Source organism: Thalassobacter sp. 16PALIMAR09 (genome assembly GCF_000765485.1).
Lineage (GTDB): Bacteria > Pseudomonadota > Alphaproteobacteria > Rhodobacterales > Rhodobacteraceae > Thalassobacter > Thalassobacter stenotrophicus.
On the sequence record NZ_JHAK01000002.1, the window covers coordinates 359,493 to 380,212 of the forward strand.

General features: G+C 61.9%; 12 protein-coding genes. 7 read left to right on the top strand and 5 right to left on the bottom strand.

What is annotated here, in order from left to right; genetic code table 11:
• Positions 1 to 1,569 carry a peroxidase family protein gene (locus tag PM04_RS05680; RefSeq protein ID WP_234702811.1) on the bottom strand — a complete coding sequence of 523 codons (1,569 nt, stop codon included), beginning with the start codon at positions 1,567 to 1,569 and terminating at the stop codon, positions 1 to 3.
• A gap of 250 nt (positions 1,570 to 1,819) precedes the next feature.
• Between PM04_RS05680 and PM04_RS05685 the strand changes: the two genes are divergently transcribed.
• From PM04_RS05685 to PM04_RS05710, 6 genes are all read left to right on the top strand, one after another.
• Positions 1,820 to 3,571, top strand: a complete 1,752-nt coding sequence (locus PM04_RS05685) for an autotransporter assembly complex family protein (RefSeq protein ID WP_038004510.1) — start codon at positions 1,820 to 1,822, stop codon at positions 3,569 to 3,571.
• Entirely contained in the window at positions 3,571 to 6,978 is a 3,408-nt protein-coding gene (locus PM04_RS05690; protein ID WP_038004511.1) for a translocation/assembly module TamB domain-containing protein, read from the top strand. The genes PM04_RS05685 and PM04_RS05690 overlap by 1 nt, the downstream gene beginning before the upstream one ends.
• A 78-nt stretch (positions 6,979 to 7,056) precedes the next feature.
• Complete coding sequence (locus tag PM04_RS05695) at positions 7,057 to 8,466, top strand: circularly permuted type 2 ATP-grasp protein (RefSeq protein ID WP_038004513.1); 1,410 nt, start codon at positions 7,057 to 7,059, stop codon at positions 8,464 to 8,466.
• A gap of 3 nt (positions 8,467 to 8,469) precedes the next feature.
• A complete protein-coding gene (locus PM04_RS05700) occupies positions 8,470 to 9,411 on the top strand; it encodes an alpha-E domain-containing protein (protein ID WP_038004515.1) in 942 nt (313 codons plus the stop codon).
• The gene (locus PM04_RS05705; RefSeq protein ID WP_038004517.1) at positions 9,411 to 10,211 is read left to right on the top strand and encodes a transglutaminase family protein; all 801 of its coding nucleotides are present in this window, start codon (positions 9,411 to 9,413) and stop codon (positions 10,209 to 10,211) included. The genes PM04_RS05700 and PM04_RS05705 overlap by 1 nt, the downstream gene beginning before the upstream one ends.
• A gap of 34 nt (positions 10,212 to 10,245) precedes the next feature.
• Complete coding sequence (locus tag PM04_RS05710) at positions 10,246 to 10,980, top strand: peptidase (RefSeq protein WP_038004519.1); 735 nt, start codon at positions 10,246 to 10,248, stop codon at positions 10,978 to 10,980.
• Between the two features lie 48 nt (positions 10,981 to 11,028).
• Here PM04_RS05710 and PM04_RS05715 read toward each other — a convergent pair whose 3' ends face one another.
• Together PM04_RS05715 and PM04_RS05720 are read right to left on the bottom strand one after the other, a co-directional pair.
• Positions 11,029 to 14,202 carry an efflux RND transporter permease subunit gene (locus PM04_RS05715; protein WP_038004520.1) on the bottom strand — a complete coding sequence of 1,058 codons (3,174 nt, stop codon included), beginning with the start codon at positions 14,200 to 14,202 and terminating at the stop codon, positions 11,029 to 11,031.
• A 6-nt stretch (positions 14,203 to 14,208) separates the two neighbouring features.
• On the bottom strand, positions 14,209 to 15,342 hold the full coding sequence (locus PM04_RS05720; protein ID WP_052068215.1) for an efflux RND transporter periplasmic adaptor subunit: 1,134 nt from the start codon (positions 15,340 to 15,342) through the stop codon (positions 14,209 to 14,211).
• A gap of 332 nt (positions 15,343 to 15,674) precedes the next feature.
• On the opposite strand from PM04_RS05720, the gene PM04_RS05725 reads away from it, so the two are divergent.
• Positions 15,675 to 16,667, top strand: coding sequence for an extracellular solute-binding protein (locus PM04_RS05725; protein WP_234702822.1), 993 nt, complete (start codon positions 15,675 to 15,677; stop codon positions 16,665 to 16,667).
• A gap of 69 nt (positions 16,668 to 16,736) precedes the next feature.
• Here PM04_RS05725 and PM04_RS05730 read toward each other — a convergent pair whose 3' ends face one another.
• Entirely contained in the window at positions 16,737 to 18,368 is a 1,632-nt protein-coding gene (locus tag PM04_RS05730; protein ID WP_052068216.1) for an iron ABC transporter permease, read from the bottom strand.
• A 116-nt stretch (positions 18,369 to 18,484) separates the two neighbouring features.
• Positions 18,485 to 20,683, bottom strand: coding sequence for a catalase/peroxidase HPI (katG, locus tag PM04_RS05735; protein WP_038004524.1), 2,199 nt, complete (start codon positions 20,681 to 20,683; stop codon positions 18,485 to 18,487).
• Between the last annotated feature and the right edge of the window lie 37 nt (positions 20,684 to 20,720).

Sequence of the window (20,720 nt, forward strand, 5' to 3'; positions counted from 1 at the left end):
CTATTCCGGTTGCCAATTGGCGCGGGTGAAGCTGATAAAGGTCTCACCCGCGCCGCCCGCAACATTGCGGTCCACCACGTCCCGCAGGCGGCTAGTTGAACGGATCGCATCCCATCCGACATGCGAGAATGTGGTGGGTTTGAACACCTCACGCGACAGCAACGGGTTGGTCAGTGCCTGACTGAACGCATCCAGCGCCACGAACGACAGGATCAGGCCCGGCAAAGGGCTGTTGGGCACGCGGTCTTCGCAAAATAGCCCCACGTGAAAATCCACGTCGCGGGGGTGGTCGTAAAAACCGCGCAAAAGTGCCGCGACCTCCGGGTCCGAGGATATCGCGTCCATCGAATAGGGGCGGTTGATGCCCAGATAATCGCAATAGTCCGAATAGCTGGCGAGGGCGCACAGGCGGTCCTGTTTGATCGAGTCGATTTCGATGTGCAAAAGCGGCGAGGCCGTGTTGCGCGGGCCCAGTTCCGCAGCCTGTTGCGTGCTCATCTGGGCAAAGCTGGCCAGTAGCCCCTGATCGGTCAGCAGCTTGTTATCCATGAACGTTTTACCCACCGGGATGGCTGTCTCGTTCCATGTGATTTGATCCGGGATCAGCGCGTGCCAGCGGTATAGCAGGCTAAATTCTGTCGTGATCCAGTTGGGTTTGTTCCACGGTGCATCCCACGCGACCGAAGGGTCGGCGCGCAGGGTAAACGGCAGGGGCGAGATGTGGTTGATGTAATCCTCGACCACGATCTTGATGAACACAACGATCACCGTGTTGCGCGCCGTTTGAAAGACACGCTCATCGTCCCAATCGGGGTGCGCGGCCTCGATCAACCCGGCCAAGCGATTGTGTTCGCGCAGAAATACGGTGTTCATCATGGCGACCTGTGGGACGGAATTGGCGCGGTCCCCACCAAAGGCAAACAGCCGCGACAGCCGGTCCGGGTCCAGGTTGCTTTGGCCAAGGGGCGGGTCCAGCACGGCGAACTGCGGGTCCACCGCGCCGTTTTTGTAGTAGTAGGGCGCGTATTCCTCATCGTTGATGCGCTGGCTCTTGAGGCGGCCTTTTTCGCCCATCTCTTCGGAGTTCAGCCGCAGCGCGCGGGTCTGGGCGCGGGTCCGTCCGTACAAGGGGCACAGGTCAATTTCATGGTTGGAAGAGTTACGTTTGAGCCGCGTTTGATCGTCCGGATCACCGGTGGCCACGTCATCGCAAGCGTCGCGCACAAAGCCCGCGCTTTCGGTGCGAATGAACCCATCGGTCAGGTATTGCGCGAACGCGGGAAAGAGACAGGTGGATTTGGGGCAGAGCCGCTGCGTGCCGTCTTTGCGCGCGAACAGCACGCTGAGTGTGGCGGGATCGGGCGGATTGGGCCGTGGGCGCGGGGGCAGGTGCCGTCCGCTCCAGCGTTTGTCGGTCAACCCGTCCCATGATGTGTAATCGTGCAAAGTGCTCAGCGGATGTGGCCGGCTGCGGGCGCGTTTCACCACCCGATTGATCGCCCATGAGTTGGCAAAATCACGTATAGGCGGGATCGCTTCGACCGCTGCGAGGACGGTTTTTAAGAGCATGTAGCGCGTAGAGGGCATGGCAACGAACCGAAACTGGGAAAGCAAACAACCCCGACAGTATGGCAGAAGTTTACGTAACGTAATAGTGTTCGGCAGGTCGGGTTTTCCTGCCCCCGCCAAGGCGATGACGGGTGCAAGGCGCGGGTCCGCGTGGTAGGTGTTGGGCAACATGCGACAGACGCGAAGGTGGGTTAAACAGGTGCCAAGATCGTTCTTGAGGCTATGCGCTGCTGGAATCACTGCGCTTTGGATGCCTTTGGTCGCGGGGGCTGTTGAGGTTTCTGTTCGTGGGGCATCGGAGGGTGCGCTTTCGCAGGGCCAAGCGGACAGCCTGCGGGCGGCGTCCTTGACGGCCACGCTGGGTGCGGCGGCCACACCCGGCGATATTTTGGCTGCGGCACAGGCGGATTACGGCCGCTTGGTCGCCGCGTTATATGCCGAAGGGTACTACGGCCCGGTCGTGCGCATCGCGCTGGATGGCCGAGAGGCGGGCGCGATTGATCCGGTTCGCCCCCCTAGCCGGGTGCAGTCCGTGGTGATCACCGTGGCCCCCGGTCCGCAGTTCCGATTTGGCACCACGCGCATCGCGCCCTTGGCTGAGGACACTGTGGTGCCGCCCGCCTTTGCCAGCGATGAGATCGCGCGCGTGACTGTCCTGCGAGAGGCCGCGAGCGCGGGTGTTGATGGCTGGCGCGCCTTGGGGCACGCAAAGGCCGCGATTGGTGGGCAAACCCTGCGCGCGGTGCATGGCGCGGGGCGGTTGGATGCCGACATCACGCTGGCCCCCGGCCCGCAGCTACGCTTTGGCGCATTGGGGGTTGAGGCACCATCCGCCGTCCGCACCGAGCGTATCCTTGCGATTGCGGGTCTGCCCGTCGGCGCGGTCTATTCCCCCCAGGACGTGCGGCGTGCCAGCACCCGGCTGCGGCGGACCGGTGCGTTTTCCAGTGTTGTCCTGCGTGAGGCCGAGGTGGCCAACCCAGACGGGACCCTCGATTTTAGCGCGGCTCTTGTGGATCAGCCCCCCCGACGGTTTGGTGCGGGGGGCGAGGTTGCCTCGCTTGATGGGGTCACGCTGTCTGGCTATTGGCTGCATCGCAATTTCACCGGGGCGGCGGACAGGCTGCGGTTTGACGCCGAAATCGCGGGTATCGGCGGGACCCGTGGCGGCACCGATTACAGCGTGGCCACCCGCTATACCCGCCCCGCGACACGCAACGCCGATACTGACCTGTTTGTTGAGGCCGAAATCGCGCGCGAAGACGAGGAGGCCTTTACCCAAGACGTCCTGACATTTGGCATCGGCTACACGCGCTATGTCTCGGAGGCGGTTGAGATTTCTGTCGCCATCGGCCTTGAAGCGGCCGAGACCACGGACGCCTTTGGCACGCGGGACTATGTCATTTTGGCCCTGCCGCTAGAGGGCACCGCCGATTACCGCGACGACGCGCGTGATCCGTTGCGCGGTCTCTATGTGGGGGCCAGCGTCATGCCGTTTACGGGCGTCGGCTCGGTGGATGGGGGGCTGCATGTGACGGGCGATGTACGCGGGTATGTGACCCGCGATTTGGCGCGCCCCGTGACCTTTGCCGCCCGCGCGCAGGTCGGTGCGTTGATGGGGGCGTCGCTGGATCGCGCGCCCAGCGGGCTTTTGTTTTTCTCGGGCGGGGGTGGCACCGTGCGTGGGCATAGCTATCAATCCCTTGCCGTCGATCTGGGTGGGGGGCAGTCAGCCGGTGGGCGCAGTTTTCTGGGCCTCTCGGCAGAGGCGCGGGTGCGCTGGAATGAGACGATTGGCATCGTGGGTTTCGCCGACGCGGGCTACATCGGGCGCGAAAGCGTTCCGAACGGGAGTGACGGCGAATGGCATAGCGGTGCGGGTTTGGGCCTGCGCTATGCCACCGGAATTGGGCCGATCCGTGTGGATCTGGCACTGCCGGTGACGGGCCCTGAAGATGAAACAGGCCTGCAATTTTACATCGGTATTGGGCAGGCGTTTTAATGCGGTTTCTCTTGGCATGTGTGGTGGTTTGGGGTCTTGGCCTGCCTGCGTTCGCGCAGCAGGACGAGGACGGCCCGGGGTACTTGGCGGGGCTGCTGCAAAACGCTCTCAGCGGCGCGGGCCGTGAGGTGCGGATCACCGGGTTTGAGGGCGCGCTCAGCTCAACTGCCCGGATCGCCCAGATGACCATCGCGGACGATGCGGGCGTTTGGTTGACCCTCACGGATGTGACGCTGGACTGGGCGCGTAGCGCGCTTTTGCGCGGGCGGGTTGAGGTCAACACGCTGACGGCGGCCAGCCTGAATGTTTCGCGCCCTCCGCAATCGGACCCCGAGCTGCCCAGTCCAGAGGCCACGCCATTTCGGCTGCCGGACCTGCCGGTTTCGATCGAAATCGGCACGCTTGAGATTGAGGACATCATGCTGGGCCAAGAGGTTTTGGGCCAACCGATTGCCTTGCGCCTTGAGGGGGCGGCCAGTTTGGCAGGCGGTGCGGGGGCCGTGCGGATTGAGGCTGCGCGGATCGACGACATCGCGGGCCGCTTTGCGATTGAGGGCAGTTTAGATGCAGACGGCACCGCGCTGGTCCTGAGCCTACGGGCTGAGGAAGCGGCGGGCGGTTTGGTGCCCACGTTGACGGGCCTGCCGGGTGCGCCCTCGGTCGCGTTGGGTGTTGAGGGCACAGGCTCTCTGGATGATTTTGCCGCGGATTTGACGCTGGCCACGGACGGACAATCGCGGCTGAGTGGGCGTGTTGGCCTGCGCACCCAAGGGCCGGTTGAGGCGCAGGAGCGTGTCATTACAGCCGACATCGGGGGTGATCTTGCGCCGCTGTTTGCGCCCGATTATGCGGCGTTCTTTGGGGATGCCGTGGCCCTAAAAGTCAGCGCCACGCAGATGCCCGATGGCGCGCTGGACCTGTCGGATCTGTCGCTACAGGCTCAACGCCTAGACCTGCGCGGTACCGCCGCGATTGGCGCGAACGGGTGGCCCGAGGCGATTGATATCAACGGACAGATTGCGGATGCGGAGGGCGGTGATGTGCTGCTGCCGCTGGCCGGAACGCCTACCCGCGTGGGGCGCGTGGACCTATCGGTGCAGTTTGACGCAGCGCGCGGCGATGCCGTTACGGGCCGCTTTACGGTGACCGGTTTGGACCGGCCGGACGTGCGAGTGGCGGATGTGAGTGTGGCGCTTGATGGCATGCTGTCCGCCTCAGCTGAGGGTGTGGGCGCGTTCGCAGCAGGTGTTGTTGCGCAAGCCGCTGGCATCGCGGGGTTGGACCCCGAAGTCGCGCAGGCGCTGGGGCCTGATGTGGTTATGCGCACGGACGTTCGCTATGCGTCTGACGCGCCGCTTGAGCTGCGCGACTTAGCTCTAACGGCGGGGTCCTCGCGGTTGGTGGGCTTTGTGCAGGCGGATGATTTGGGCGCGAACCTGCGTGCTGATCTGGATCTACGGCTCACCTCCGGTGAGTTGGCGCGGTTTGCCGCGCTGACAGGCCAGCCCTTGGGCGGCGCGGCGGAGGTCCGTTTGGTGGGTACGGTCATGCCGGTGTCCGGGGCGTTCGATCTAGCGGTTGATGCCGTGACGCAGGACCTTTCGGTTGGCGTGCCGCAGGCCGACGCGCTGTTGGCGGGGCGTACCGACTTGGCGATTGCGGCGGTGCGTGACGCCGCAGGGCTGCGGCTGGACGCATTCAGCCTAAGCAACCCGGAAATCTCGGCCGAAGCCGCCGGGACCTTGGGCTCGCAAGCCGCAGAGCTAAGCTATGAGATTGCCCTGCGCGACGTGGCTAAGGTCGCACCGGGCGTAACGGGCGCGGCCCGGTCCGCAGGTCAGGCGCGCTTGGCGGGGGGGGTGTGGCAGGTGGATGCAACGGCCACTGGCCCTTTTGATACCGCACTGACGATCGCGGGTCCGGTGACCGGCCCAACGACCGACATTGTGCTGCGTGCGCGGGTGCCGAATGTGGCGGCCCTCGTGCCGGAATTGTCTGGACCTTTGACCATCGACGCGCGCGTTCAGCGCCCGGACACTGCGTGGATTATTGCGGCGTCGGCTGACGGCCTTGCGGGGGTGCAGGCGCAGATTGAGGGTTCCGTGGACGGCGCTGGCACGCCCGATTTGACCATCTCCGGCAGCCTACCGCTCGCCCTTGCGCGGCCCTTTATTGCGCCCCGTGCTGTGGGGGGGACGGCGCAGTTCGACCTTGGGGTGCGGGGGGGCTTTGGGCTGGGTGATCTGGCGGGGCAAGTGAGCATCCGGGATGCGCGCATTAGCGATCCGGGCCTGCGCCTTGTGCTAGAGGATGTGCGGACTGATATCGCCCTGCAATCAGGGCAGGCACGGGTGGATATGTCTGCGCGCAATCGCGCGGGCGGGTCGGTCGCATTGGCGGGCGGTGTGGGGCTGTTGGGCGCGCGGACCGTGGACTTGGACGTACGGCTGAATGGCTTCACGATTGCGGACCCGCAGCTTTATGAAACTTCCGTGGATGGCGCGGTGGCTGTGAACGGGCCGCTTGCGACGCCGCAAATCTCAGGTGATCTGACACTGGGTGAGACGAACATTATTGTGCCCTCAACAGGCATTTCGGGTTTGGCTGAAATCCCTGAAATAACGCATCTGGGTGCGCCAGAGGCTGTGCAAACCACCCGCCGCCGGGCGGGGTTGATCCAAGACGCGGGCGAGACCGGGGCTGGGGGCGCGAGCCTTGGGTTGGATGTGTCGATCACCGCACCGGGGCGGCTGTTTGTGCGTGGCCGGGGCCTAGACGCAGAGCTGGGCGGCGCGCTGCGCGTGACCGGAACCACCGGTGCCCCTGTCTCCGCCGGGGCGTTTGAGTTGATCCGTGGGCGGCTGGATATCTTGCAAAAACGCTACGTGCTGGAAGAAGGGCTGATCCAAATGCAGGGCACGCTTGAACCCTATCTGCGGTTTGTTGCGGCCACGCGGACCTCAGCGGGAACGGCGCAGGTGATTGTGGAGGGGGATGCCTCTGCGCCCGAGGTGTCCTTTGTTTCGGACCCCGAAGCCCCTGAGGAAGAAGTGTTGGCGCAACTGCTGTTTGACCGTAACCTGAGCGAGATGTCGGCCTTTCAGGCGGTGCAACTGGCCAGTGCTGTGGCGACGTTGGCGGGTCGCGGGGGTGTCGGGATCATCGGCAACTTGCGCGAGGGCCTTGGGCTGGATGACTTCGACGTCACGACGACCGCGCAGGGCAACACGGCGCTGAGTGCGGGCAAGTACATCTCGGACAACGCCTATACGGACGTGACGGTCGATAGTGCGGGCAATTCGGAGGTCAGCCTGAATATTGATCTAACGCCTAATTTTAAGGCGCGGGGGTCTGTTGCTGCTGATGGAAACAGCGCCCTCGGCCTATTTTTTGAGAGAGACTACTGAAACGAAACGGTTTTACGCCCTGGGCTTGTAACACTGAGTGCAGGGCATAGCATGAATGTGTGGTAAAAGGGGTCGGGGATGTATTTTTGCGAGATGACGGCCGGTGACGGCGTACGTGGCCCCTACGCTGATTACGACGCATGGTTCGCCCAACAAGATAACGCGCGCCTGGCCCAAAAGTCCCGCGAGGCGGAGGCCTTTTTCCGCCAAACCGGCATCACTTTTAACGTTTATGGCGACAAGGACGCAGAGGAGCGTTTGATCCCATTCGATCTGGTGCCGCGCATTCTATCGGGGCGTGAATGGGACAAGCTATCGCGTGGGGTTGATCAGCGGGTGCGCGCGCTGAACGCATTTTTGCATGACATCTACAACCGCCAAGAGATCCTGCGCGCGGGCATCGTGCCGATTGACCTGATCGCCCAGAACGTCGCCTATCTGCCCCAGATGATGGATTTTGTCCCGCCCGGCGGCGTCTATACTCACATCGTGGGCACCGACCTTGTGCGCACCGGTGAGGATGACTTCTTTGTTCTCGAGGACAATGCGCGCACGCCCTCGGGGGTGAGCTATATGCTCGAAAACCGGGAAACGATGCTGCAAATGTTTCCCGAGCTGTTCAGCAAGCAAAAGGTCAAGCGGGTCAGCGATTATCCCAAGAATTTGCGCGCCTCGCTTGAAGCCTCTGCGCCGCCCAATTGCAAGGGGCGGCCCTGTGTGGCGGTCCTGACGCCAGGCATCCACAACTCGGCGTATTTTGAGCATAGCTTTCTGGCCGATCAGATGGGGGTGCAACTGGTCGAGGGGCATGACCTGCGCATTGTGGATGGGCATATCGCGATGCGCACGACCCGCGGGTTTAAGGTGATTGATGTGCTGTATCGCCGGGTCGATGATGATTTTCTGGACCCGCTGACGTTTCACCCCGACAGCATGTTGGGGGTTCCGGGCATCATGGATGTCTACCGCGCGGGCAATATCACCATCGCCAACGCGCCGGGGACAGGGGTGGCCGATGACAAGGCGATCTATAGCTATATGCCCGATATTGTTGAGTTCTATACCGGCGAAAAAGCGATCCTCAAAAATGTTGAGACATTCCGATGCTCAGAATCGGATAGCCTGAAATACACGCTCGATAATCTCAAGGATTTGGTGGTCAAAGAGGTGCATGGCTCTGGCGGGTACGGCATGTTGGTAGGGCCTGCCGCCAGCAAGGCCGAGCTTGCGGCCTTTGCCGATAAATTGCGCGCCAACCCCGCCAATTATATCGCACAGCCCACGCTCTCGCTGTCTACGGTGCCGATTTTCACCGAAGCGGGTCTTGCGCCGCGGCACGTGGATTTGCGCCCCTTTGCGTTGGTCTCGCCCGAGCAGGTCAACATCGTGCCCGGCGGGCTGACGCGCGTTGCCATGACCGAGGGCAGCCTTGTTGTGAATTCCTCCCAAGGGGGCGGGACCAAGGACACTTGGGTGCTGGAGGATTGAGCGATGCTAGGTAAAACCGCCGGTGGCCTGTATTGGATGTTTCGCAACCTAGAGCGGGCGGAAAACACCGCGCGTTTGATTGAGGCGGGCTTTCGCATTGCCCTGACCCGGTCGACCGATCCGGCATCGGATTGGCGGTCGGTTATCGTGACCTCGGCGCAGCAGGCCGCCTATGAAGCCAAGTGCCAGACCTATCAAAGCACGCAAGTGACCGAGTTTTTGCTGCGTGATCCCAGCAACCCCAGTTCTGTTATGAGCCTGATCAAGAACGCGCGCGATAATGCGCGCCTGACGCGGACGGCCATCACCTCAGAGGTGTGGGGCGCGGTGAATGAGACGTGGATGCGGCTGTGCGATCAGCTGTCCGCGCCGGTGCCAGACACCGAGCTGCCCAAGGTGCTGGCCAGTATCCGGCGGCAATCCGCGCTGGTGCGTGGCGCGCTGCACGGCACGATGCTGCGCAATGATGTGTACGATTTCTGCCGTCTTGGGACGTTTCTGGAGCGGGCGGATAACACCGCGCGGATCGTGGACGTAAAGTACCACGCGCTATTGCCGTCGCCGTCGTTTGTCGGCTCCAAAATGGACAACGTGCAGTGGGAGACCTTGCTGCGCTCTGTCTCGGGCCACCGGGCGTTTCGGTGGGGCAGTGATGGCGAATACAACGCGGCCAACATCGCGAACTTTCTGATTTTGGATCGTCGGATGCCGCGGTCTTTGGGGTATTGTGCGGATAATCTGGTCGATAACCTAACCTATATTTGTGACCAGTACGGGCAGGAGACCGAGAGCCTAGAGCGGGCTCATGCCATCGACAGCCGCCTGCGGGGGCGTGATATCCACGAAATTTTCGATGAGGGCATGCACGAGTTTCTCAGCACGACTTTGATCCACTTGGGGGAACTGGGGCTTCAGATCGAAAAAGATTACAGGTTCTTTCAATAATGCAGCTCTTTGTCACTCATGCCACGCACTACACCTATGACACGCCCGTTGTGTATGCCCTGCAAAAGGCGAGGTTGCGGCCGTCGGGGTCCAAGTTGCAAGAGATCGAGGCATGGGATCTGACCGTTGAGGGCGGCAAGATAGAGGCTGGGTACCGGGATCATTACGGCAACAACGTGGATCTGATCAGCGCGGAGCCGGGGACGCAATCGTTGGTGATCACGGCGCAGGGCACGATCAACACCCATGATTTGGCGGGTGTTTTGGGGCCTGTGTATGGCCGCGCGCCGTTGTGGCATTTTCAGCAGATCACGCCCATGACGCGCCTGACGGACGAGGTCGCGGCCCCCTTCCTTGGGGTGTTTGGCGCGGCCCCAAACCCGATCGAGGGCGGACATGCGTTATGCCATGAAATCCTGAGCAACGTGGCCTACGACACCGACAAAACCCATGCCGCCACCACCGCCCAAGAGGCCATCGCAATTGGCCACGGGGTGTGTCAGGATCATAGCCATATTTTTATCGCGATTGTGCGCCAAGCGGGATTTGCCGCACGCTACGTCAGCGGGTATCTGAGGATTGATGGGCGGGTGCATCAGGATGCAAACCACGCCTGGGCCGAGATACATGTGCCCGACCTTGGGTGGGTCGGGTTCGATGTGTCCAACGGGATCAGCCCCGATGACCGCTATGTGCGGTTGGCGGTTGGGCGCGATGCCCGGGATGCAGCGCCTATTTCGGGGCTGCGGATGGGAAATGGCGGTGAAGAGTTAATGGTTTCTTTGCAGGTGCAGCAGTAGAAGGCCTATCAGGCATCAAAACAGGACACGTCGCATGACATATTGCGTAGGCATGAAGCTCGATAAGGGGCTGGTTTTCATGTCGGACACCCGCACGAATGCGGGGGTGGATAATATCTCTTCTAGCCGGAAAATGTTCAATTGGACCGTCCCGGGGGAGCGAAGCATCACCATCATGACTGCGGGCAATCTGGCCACAACGCAGGCGATGATCTCGCTGTTGCAGGAACGCTCTGAGGCGGTCGAAAACCGCGCGCCGGGTATTTTGCAGCAGCCCACCATGTTTCAGATCGCGCGACTTGTGGGCAGCACGCTTAAGGAAGTGATCCTGGACAGCGCGGCTGAGGGTCCCGAAAGCGCGGATACCTTTGCCGCGTCCGTGATCGTGGGTGGCCAAATACGCGGCGGACAGCCGACCATTTTTCTGGTGTATCCAGAGGGGAACTTTATCGAAGTCACCGCCGATGCGCCGTTTTTCCAGATCGGTGAAACCAAGTACGGCAAGCCGATCCTAGTGCGCGCCTATGAACCTACGCTCGATTTCCCGGAGGCCTTGAAGCTGGTGTTGGTGTCGTTTGATTCAACCGTGAAGGCCAACATATCCGTCGCGCCGCCGTTTGATGTGACAATCTACAAGTCCGACAGTTTTGAGGCGGGCCAAGAGATGCGGATCAACTACGAAGATCCAATTTATCAGTCGATTTCGCAGGGGTGGGGCGATGCGCTGCGCTCTGCCTTGGATCAGCTACCGAACTATCCAGTTGAATAATAGAGGCATCCCCCCGAACTGGTGATCCAGCTCGGGGGTGGTGTGTAATTACTCAGCTGGAGCGGCCTTTGCGATTGGGTCCACTGCATCGGGGGCGGGTGCTGACAGCACCAACCGCAACAGTGGCGGCACCGTTAAAAGCGTCAGGAACGCGGACATGGATAGACCGCCCACAACCACAGCCCCAAGGCCACGATAAAGCTCGGACCCTGCGCCGGGGAACACGACCAGTGGCATCATCCCGCAGATCGACGTCAGCGTAGACATAAAGATCGGTCGGATACGATTGCGCGTCGCTTCCTCGATGGCGTCGATGGGGGGCATCCTGTCTTCTCGGAGGTGGTACAGCGATTGGTGCACGATCAGGATCGCGTTGTTCACCACAATACCGACCAAAATGATGAAGCCCAAAAGCGTCAGCATATCCAACGGCTGGGTGCCGACGAGGTTCAACAGCGCAAGGCCGCCAACACCCCCGGCCGCCGCCACAGGAACCGAGATCATCACGACCAGTGGCAGAACAAAGCTTTCGAACAGGATCGCCATGACAAGGAACACGATCACCAGCGCGATAGCGAGGTTGATCTGGATCGCGTTCCAGGTCTCCGATAGGGCGTCCGCGCTGCCAGAAACGCCCAAGCGGACACCGGGTGGCAGGCCGCGCGCCTCAAGGGCGGCGATGACTTCGGTCTCTAGCAACTCGACCGCCGCCTCTAGGGGCAATGCGTCGGAGGGGCGGATTTCGAGTGTCACGGTGCGCAGGCGGTCAAGGTGGCGTATTTCGGTCGGGCCGGCGGTGACGCGGACCTCGGCCAGTTCAGACACGGGCACGATTTGCCCCGAGGGCGTGACGACCGGAAAATCGCCCACGTCCTGAGTGCGTAGCCCCGATAGCGCGGCTTCGTCCCCCTTGAGCGTCAGGTCGAGGCGTCTGTTGCCAACGCTGATCTCGGCCACGCGCAACCCATCGTTATAGGCGTCAACCGTTGCGGCAAGGTCCTGCGTGGTCAACCCCGCATCCGCAAGGCGGACCCGGTCGGGCAACAGGCGAACCTCAGGCGCGCCAAGTTCTAGGCCGGGAATGGGCCGGAATTGGTGCCCATCCGAGCGGGGCAAAAGTCCCGAAACCAGCCCCGCAGCTTGGCCTGCAACGCTCAAGATATCCTCCAACTCATCGCCGGAGATGTTCAGTTCGATCGTTCGGCCACCGCCCACGCCGCGCCCGAAGAGGGACGGTTGGGTCATGAACCCAAACGTGCCCGGCTCTGCGAATATGGGCCGCGACAGGACCGGGATGACCTCAGCCACGCGGGCGCCATCCACGGCGGCGGCACCGACAAAGCTGTTGCCGGGGGTGGCCACGAAGAAGAACGATTGAAGGGCGGGGGTGCCGTCCTCCAACTCAGTTTCGGGGCGGGCCTGCCACATGGGTTCGGCCACGGCCTCAATGCGTTGGGCGATGGTTTCGGTCGTGTCCAAATTGTACCCGGGGGGCGGGATGATCAGGCCGAACACGAGGTTCCGATTGCCCTCTGGCAGGTATTCGAGCTTGGGCAGGAAGGTGATCGCGGCCAGTGTTGCACCGGTTGCGATGGCGCCGACCATGATCAAACCGGCCACGCGGAACCGCACGGTTAACCGCACATAGGCCATGATCATCCACGAAAAGGCGCGGCCAAAGTGGTCGATCCCGGGCAGGGGCATAGGCTTGGTGCTGCTTCCCGAAAGAAGCCGGCTCGACAGCGCGGGGATGACCGTCACCGCCACCACGAGCGATAGAAGGACCGACACCGAAATCGCCACGGCAATGTCGCGGAACAATTGCCCGGCCTCTAGCTGCATCACGAGGATTGGGATGAACACCATCACTGTCGTCAGAGCCGACACGAGGATCGCGCCCCAGACCTGTCGCGCGCCTTCGTAGGCCGCTTCGAACCGGGATTTGCCCTGTTCCCGCAGACGGTAAATGTTTTCGAGCACGACAATTGCGGCATCCACGATCATGCCCACGGCAAAGGCGATCCCGGCCAGTGAAATGACGTTCAGCGTGCGCCCCGTGGCCGCCATTGCAACAAAAGTCGCCACGATAGACACCGGAATCGCAAGGCTGATGACCAACGTTGCCCGTGGGGATCGGAGAAATAGCAGTAGCACCATGGCCGCCAACAGGCCGCCGACCCAGATGTTCTGCGTCACCAGATCAATGGCGCCTTCGATGTAGATCGTCTCGTCGTAGACTTGTTCCATCAGGAGGTTGTTGTCCGCGACGGGGCCTGCCTCCAGATCGGCCAAGACCTCTTTGACGGCCTCCATCGTTGCGATCACGTTGGCGCCTTGTTCGCGCACAATGTTGAACGCCAGGGCGGGCTCACCTCGGAACCGCAAGCGCGCTGTCGGCTCCTTGTAGGAAAATCCGACATCGGCGACTTCGCTGACCGTGACGCGGCCCAAGGCCCCGGTCGTGCCAAGGCTGGCACTGCGCAAAACGACGCTCTCAATCGCGGCGATGGTGTTGAGGTTGCCGTCGGCGCGCACGACATAGCGGCGCTTGCCTTCATCCACGTCGCCCGCGGAGAGCGAGATGTTTTCCGCCCGCAGGCGGTTCACCACGGCGGGAATGGTCAGGCCAAAGCGGGCCAATTCCTCGGGGCGTATCACGATCTGTAACTCACGTGAAACGCCGCCAAAGACGTTCACCGTGGACACGCCATCAACACGTTCGACACGCTCCTTCAGGACGTCTTCTACGAAGTCGCCATAGGTCGACATGAGGCGTGTGTTGCCCTCGGCTGCGCGCAGGATCACCCACGCAATTGGGCTGTCGTCCGAGCCGGAGGTGTTGAGCGTCGGTTCCCCGGCTTCTGCGGGATAGCCGCCCACGCGGTCGAGCCGGTTTGACACCAACAAAAGGATGTCGCCCATATCCGAGCCGACCGCGAATTCCAGCGTGACCTCTGCTTGCCCGGTGCGGGACCTGCTGGTCATCGTCTCGAGGCCTTCGAGCCCGCGGAACGCATCCTCTTGAAGGTTAACGATTTCGCGCTCAACCTCAGCCGGGGCAGCGCCGGGCCAACTGGTTTCGACCACGACCACGGGCTTGCGGACATCGGGGGCCAATTGGACCGGAATGCGGCTTAGGGCGAGCGCCCCGAACAGCACGGCCATGATGACAACGGCAACGACCGCGATGGGGCGTTGAATAGACGCGCGGATCAGATCCATGGGTTCTTATCCTTGATTGTCTGTTGTTTCGGCGTCTGCCGTAGGGGGGGGCGCGTTGGTGGACATGATGCTTTGTCCCGGGCGCAGTCGTTCGTTGCCGCGCACGACGACCTGATCACCGGGGGCGAGGCCCGACAACACCTCAAACCCGCCGGCCATTGCGGCACCAATATCCACGGGGCGCGGTTGGGCGGTGCCATCGGCGTTCACGAACACCATCCAGCCGCCCGCCCCTTGGACCAGCGCATCTTTGGGGACCGACACGACCTCACGCGGGGCGCTGACGGGAATGTCGAGCGTCACCGTTTGGCCCACGGCGATGGTCACATCGGGTTGCGTGACCTCAAACCGGACGGGCCGGGTGCGGGTGGCCGCGAATTCCGTTGGTAGGATGGCGCGCAGGGTGACTTCGAGCGTGCCGCCCACATCCGTGCTGGCGGCGACGGGTTGGTCAGATTGCAGCGCGCTGATGAAGCGTGCGGGCACGTTGGCCTCAACCTCCATTGCGCCGATATCAAGCAGGGTAACCACTTGGCTGCCCACCGAAATGAACTGTCCGACCTCGGTATTGACCTCAAGCACGACGGCGTCAAAGGGGGCGCGGATGATCGCATTGTCAAAGGCGTATTGGGCTTGGCTGCGCGCAACCTCAGCGGCGCGCAGGCGGGCCTGTGCCTCGGCGCGGGTCGCAACGGCTTCGTCAAAATCGCTCAGCCGGTCTTCGAGTTGAGCCTGCGAAATGTTGGCGTTCTCGCGCAAGGTTTCGGCCCGGCGCAAGGCGCGTTCGGCCCGGTCGACCCGTGCCTCTGCAACACCGACACCAGCGGCTGCAATGCCGGCTTCGGCCTCGGCTTGGCCGATTTGAAGGCTTAGTAATTCCGTGTCTAACTGTGCGAGGATCTGACCTGCGGTGACCTGTGCGCCGACCCGTGGCGGGACACTTTCGACCACGCCCGCGACGCGCGCGGCGACCGCGCTTTCGCGGCCTGATACGATTTGGCCAAACACGGCAATCGTGTCCGAACTGGTCTGTAGCGCAACATCTGCGGTTTCGACCATGGCGGGCCGCCCCTGCGCCAGCGTGACCGCCGGCAGGGTGCTGATGAAGGCCAAAGTGGCCAATAGTTGGAATGCGCGCATGTCTAAGTCCTTGTTTGCGGGCGGTTCATCCCGTCCGGCTCGCCATCACATAGCGCGATCTAGTACCAAACCCAACGCACAAGGATGAACAGACGTCTGCGCGTGGCTGCGCAGTGTCTGGTGGCGGTGTTTGCCGGAAATTGGGGCGGTTTGCCCGCAGTATGTTCGATCCTAAGGCGCGCAAAAGAGGTCAAATCTAAACGGTTAATAAAGTCGAGTATTTTAGTATGAAATGCTTGACAGGTCCGTAGGATTGAGTAATTGACTGTATTAGTCGGAATAAGGAAAGACCCATGACATTCAAATCCACCGTCTCTGTTTTCACGCTTGCGATGGTCGCAATGACCAGCACGCCGAGCGTTGGTTTCGCCGAGGGCGAATTGAACCTTTACTCCTCACGCCACTACGACACCGATGAGCGTCTGTATTCTGATTTCACCGACGCCACAGGCATTGAGATCAACCGGATCGAGGGCAAGGCTGATGAGCTGATCACCCGAATGCAGGCCGAGGGTGCGAATTCGCCAGCCGATATCCTGCTGACCGTCGATACCTCACGGTTGGAGCGGGCTAAGGCCGCAGGCGTTCTGCAATCCATTGAAAGCGCTTCGCTAGAGGATCGCCTGCCTGACTATTTGCAGGACAGCGACAACCAGTGGTTCGGGTTTTCACAGCGGGCCCGGATCATTTTCTATGACAAAGCAGATGTGCAAAACCCGCCCAAATCGTACCTAGAACTGGCCGATCCCGCATATGAGGGCATGGTGTGCCACCGCTCGTCCACCAACGTGTATTCCCAGACGTTGATGGGTGCGATCATTGCCAACCACGGCGAAGAAGCGGCGCAGGAATGGGCGGCTGGCTTTGTGAACAACTTTGCCCGTGATCCGCAGGGCGGTGATACCGATCAGCTGCGCGGGCTTGTCTCGGGGGAGTGTGATATCTCAATCTCGAACACCTATTATTTCTCCCGCGCGTTGCGCCGTGATGTGGACGGGCTGAATGCGGAGGCGCTGGCCAATATCGGTTGGGTGTTCCCCGCGCAGGACGCGGAAGGCGCGCATATGAACCTGTCGGGGGGCGGTGTTGCTGCCCATGCGCCCAACAAGGAAAATGCGATCAAGTTCCTTGAATATCTCGCCAGTGATCAGGCGCAGCAGTATTTCTCGGCCGGGAATGATGAATACCCCGCAGTGCCGGGGGTGGGGCTAAGCAGCTCTGTAGCCGCACTTGGGATCTTTAAGCCCGATGATCTGCAAGCCTCTGAGATCGCGGCGAATGTGCCCAAGGCGCAGGCTATTTTTAATGCGGTGGGCTGGGAATAGATTCAGCCAAATCGCAACGCAAAGGGCGTGCCGCTGGGCGCGCCCTTTTTGGTTTAGGCCGGGATAACTTTATGCATTGTCGCGGGCCACACGCCGACACAGCAATACCACCGGGACAAGGCCCAGAAGGGCGATCATCAGGCTGGGCACTGCCGCCCCTTGCAGGCGTTCATCCGAGGCGAGGCGATAAGCCTGCACCGCGAGTGTGTCATAGTTGAAGGGCCGCATGATCAGTGTTGCGGGCAGTTCCTTGATCACGTCTACGAATACGATCAGGGCGGCTGTGAAAAGGCTAGGCGCGATGATCGGTGCGTGTACACGGCGCACAAGCCCGCCGACACCTTGGCCAAGCACCCGTGCGGCCGCGTCCATATTGGGGCTGACTGCAGAAATTCCGCCCTCGTACGAGCCAAGGGCAGCGGCCATAAAGCGGATCAGGTAGGCAAGGATCAGCACCCAGATAGAGCCGGTGAACAACAGCCCCGTGGAGACATCAAATGTCGCCCGCATCCATGCGTCCAACGTGTTGTCAAAGGCCGCAAACGGGACCAGCAGGCCCACAGCGATCACCCCTCCGGGCACGGCATAGCCCAATCGTGCGATGTAAAGGGCCGCACCCGTCAGGCGCGTGGCCTTGACCCGGTGGACCGAGCCCAAAACAATCGCACCGGCCACTGTCAGCAGGGCTGCGATGGTCGCGAGCGTCAGCGTGTTTTGAATGAAGCCGATGTAGCGGCGGCTAAAGATGTCCTGCTCAGACCCGATAGCCATGGTGGTTAGCGTGATGACCGGGATCACGACGCCCAGCACGACGGGCAGCAGGCAAAGCGTCATTGCCCCCCATTTTCGCGCGCCGGTCAGTTGCAGCCGGACCATCGCCTCTTGGCGGCGGCCGTTGTTGTAGCGCACGTTGCCGCGGCTGTAGCGTTCCAGCATCGCGAGCAGGAGGGCAAAGGCCAGCAACCCCAGCGCGAGTTGTGCAGCGGCGGCGCGATCAGCCAGTGTGAACCAGCTTGTGTAGATGCCCGTGGCAAATGTTTGGACGCCGAAATAGGCAACGGTGCCAAAGTCCGCGATGGTCTCCATCGTGGCGAGCATGACGCCTGCTGCAATGGCAGGGCGGGCAAGCGGCAAACAGACGGAGAAGAACGCCCCCGTAGGTGTGCGCCCCAGCGCGCGGGCCGCGTGGAATGTCGTTGCACTTTGGCCCATGAACGACGCGCGCGCCAAAAGGTAGACATATGGGTATAGCACCAGTGTCAGCATCATCGCCGCCCCGCCAATAGAGCGGATTTCGGGGAACCAATAATCCCGTGGGCCCCAGCCAAACATGGCCCGTAGGGTGGTTTGCACAATGCCTGGATGGTCAAGGATATGGGTGTAGGCGTACGCAAGGACATAGGCCGGAAAGGCCAGCGGGATCACCAGTGCGATTTCGCATAAACGACGTCCGGGGAAGTTCGTCATTGTGACCAGCCACGCCGCGCCTGCGCCCAAACAGGCCGTGCCGAGTGCCACGCAGACAACCAGTATCAGGGTTGCGGATGCGTAGCGTCCCAGCACGGTATTACTGAGCTGTTCCAGTGTGTCGAATGAGCCTGAAAAAGCCGCGAGCAAGACCGCCACGTGCGGCAAGAGGCACAAAAGCGCGATCACACTGGCGGTGATGACAAAGAAGCGTCCGGATAGGAAAGCGGCCAAGGCGGGCTCCGTCAGATTGGGTTGTGGGGTTGATACCCCGATGCTGCCTGACAGAAAAGCTAAGAAAAAGGGCCGCCCCCAGAAGGGACGGCCCAAAAGCGTGGGATGTGGGCTGCTTAGACCAGGTCGAAGCGATCCGCGTTCATGACTTTGGTCCATGCGGCGACAAAGTCTGCGACCAGTTTAGGCTCACCATCGCTGGCGCCATAAACCTCGGCCACGGCCCGCAATTGCGAGTTGGAGCCAAAGACCAGATCGACGGCTGTGCCGGTCCATTTGGCGGCGCCGGTTGCGCGGTCTTTGCCTGCGTAGGCGGTGTCACCGGTTTTGGTCCACTCAGTGCCCATGTCGAGGACGTTGACGAAGTAGTCGTTCGTCAGCTGACCTTTGCGGGTGGTGAACACGCCGTGATCGGAGCCGTCGTAGTTGGCGCCAATCGCACGCATCCCGCCGACCAGTGCGGTCAGCTCGGGCGCGTTCAGGCCCAGCAGTTGCGCGCGGTCCACCATCAGCTCCGCAGGGGCGCGGGTCTGGCTGGCGGCGACGTAGTTGCGCATCGCATCCGAGCGCGGCTCAAGCCAGCCGTAGCTGTGCGTGTCCGTCATCTCTTGGGTGGCGTCGGTGCGGCCCGGTGTGAAGGGCACGGTGACGTCGTGGCCCGCGTCCTTGGCGGCTTTTTCCACGGCGGCGGAACCGGCCAGTACGATCAGGTCAGCCATGGACACTTTGGTGTCGCCCTTGGCATCAAAGTCCGCTTTGACCCCTTCGAGGACATCCAAGACCTTGGACAGCTCGGCGGGGTTGTTGACTTCCCAATCCTTGGCAGGGGCCAAACGGATACGTGCGCCATTGGCCCCACCCCGTTTGTCCGACCCACGGAAGGTCGCGGCCGAAGCCCACGCCACGCGGGTCATTTCCTGTACGCTCAGACCGGATGCCAGCAACGCGGCCTTGAGGTCTGCGACGTCCGCGTCCGATACCAAGGGGTGCGTGACGGCGGGAACTGGGTCCTGCCATGGCTGTGGCTCGGCGGGCACAAGGGGGCCAAGGCCGCACTCATAGGGGCCCATGTCGCGGTGGGTCAGCTTGTACCAAGCGCGGGCAAAAGCGTCCGCAAATGCGGCGGGGTCCTTGTGGAACCGCTCCGAGATTTCGCGGTAGGCGGGATCGGTGCGCAGGGCCAAGTCAGCGGTGGTCATGATCGGCGCGTGACGCTGTGCGGCGTCGTGCGCGTCGGGCACGATGTCACCGGCAGCTGGGTCTGTTGGGATCCACTGATGTGCGCCAGCGGGTGAGGACGACAGTTTCCACTCATACCCGAGCAGAATGTCGAAGTAGTCGTTGTCCCACACGATGGGGTTCCGCGTCCAAGCACCCTCGATGCCGGAGGTGATTGTGTGCACGCCCTTGCCGCTCTCGTAAGAGTTCGCCCAGCCGGTCGCCATGGCCTCAAGGGGCGCGCCCTCAGGCTCTGCGCCAACGTATTGGCCGGGATCGGCGGCGCCGTGGGCTTTGCCGAAGGTGTGACCGCCTGCAACCAAGGCGACGGTTTCTTCGTCGTTCATGGCCATTTTTAGGAAGGTCTCACGCACATCGTGGGCCGATGCCTGTGGGTCTGGGTTGCCCATGGGGCCTTCGGGATTCACGTAGATCAGGCCCATTTGCACGGCACCTAGCGCACCGATCAGCTCGCGTGGGTCGTTATAACGCTCAGTGTCGTCGCCCAGCCATTCGGTTTCGGGGCCCCAATAGATGTCTTCCTCAGGCTCCCAGATGTCTGCGCGGCCACCGGCGAAACCAAAGGTTTCAAAGCCCATGGATTCCAGCGCGACGTTGCCTGTCAGGATCATCAGGTCGGCCCAGCTGAGGCTTGCGCCGTACTTTTGCTTGATCGGCCACAGAAGGCGGCGGGCTTTGTCGAGGTTGCCGTTGTCGGGCCACGAGTTCAGCGGTGCGAACCGCAAGTTGCCTGCGCCCGCGCCACCGCGACCATCGCCGACACGGTAGGTCCCGGCAGAGTGCCATGCCATCCGGATAAAGAAGGGGCCGTAATGGCCGTAGTCTGCGGGCCACCACTCTTGGCTGTCTGTCATCAAAGCGTGCAGATCGGCGCGAACGGCATCAAGATCAAGCGTTTTGAACGCTTCGGCGTAGTTGAAATCTGCGCCCATGGGATCGGGCGTTTTGCCCTGCTGGTGCAGCACTTTGAGGTTCAACTGGTTTGGCCACCAATGCTGGTTCGCGGTCGAACCGGTGGCGCTTGTGTTATGCATCACCGGGCATTTGCCGGCGCTGTCTACGGGGGCTCCATCCATGGAAACTCTCCAAATCTGTTGGTTAAGGGTGACGGCG

Coding starts and splice junctions, on each gene's coding strand:
- PM04_RS05720 (WP_052068215.1), bottom strand. CDS start 15,342: ATGCGCGCATTCCAACTATTGGCCACTTTGGCCTTCATCAGCACCCTG.
- PM04_RS05710 (WP_038004519.1), top strand. CDS start 10,246: ATGACATATTGCGTAGGCATGAAGCTCGATAAGGGGCTGGTTTTCATG.
- PM04_RS05725 (WP_234702822.1), top strand. CDS start 15,675: ATGGTCGCAATGACCAGCACGCCGAGCGTTGGTTTCGCCGAGGGCGAA.
- katG (WP_038004524.1), bottom strand. CDS start 20,683: ATGGATGGAGCCCCCGTAGACAGCGCCGGCAAATGCCCGGTGATGCAT.
- PM04_RS05685 (WP_038004510.1), top strand. CDS start 1,820: ATGCCTTTGGTCGCGGGGGCTGTTGAGGTTTCTGTTCGTGGGGCATCG.
- PM04_RS05700 (WP_038004515.1), top strand. CDS start 8,470: ATGCTAGGTAAAACCGCCGGTGGCCTGTATTGGATGTTTCGCAACCTA.
- PM04_RS05680 (WP_234702811.1), bottom strand. CDS start 1,569: ATGCTCTTAAAAACCGTCCTCGCAGCGGTCGAAGCGATCCCGCCTATA.
- PM04_RS05705 (WP_038004517.1), top strand. CDS start 9,411: ATGCAGCTCTTTGTCACTCATGCCACGCACTACACCTATGACACGCCC.
- PM04_RS05690 (WP_038004511.1), top strand. CDS start 3,571: ATGCGGTTTCTCTTGGCATGTGTGGTGGTTTGGGGTCTTGGCCTGCCT.
- PM04_RS05715 (WP_038004520.1), bottom strand. CDS start 14,202: ATGGATCTGATCCGCGCGTCTATTCAACGCCCCATCGCGGTCGTTGCC.
- PM04_RS05695 (WP_038004513.1), top strand. CDS start 7,057: ATGTATTTTTGCGAGATGACGGCCGGTGACGGCGTACGTGGCCCCTAC.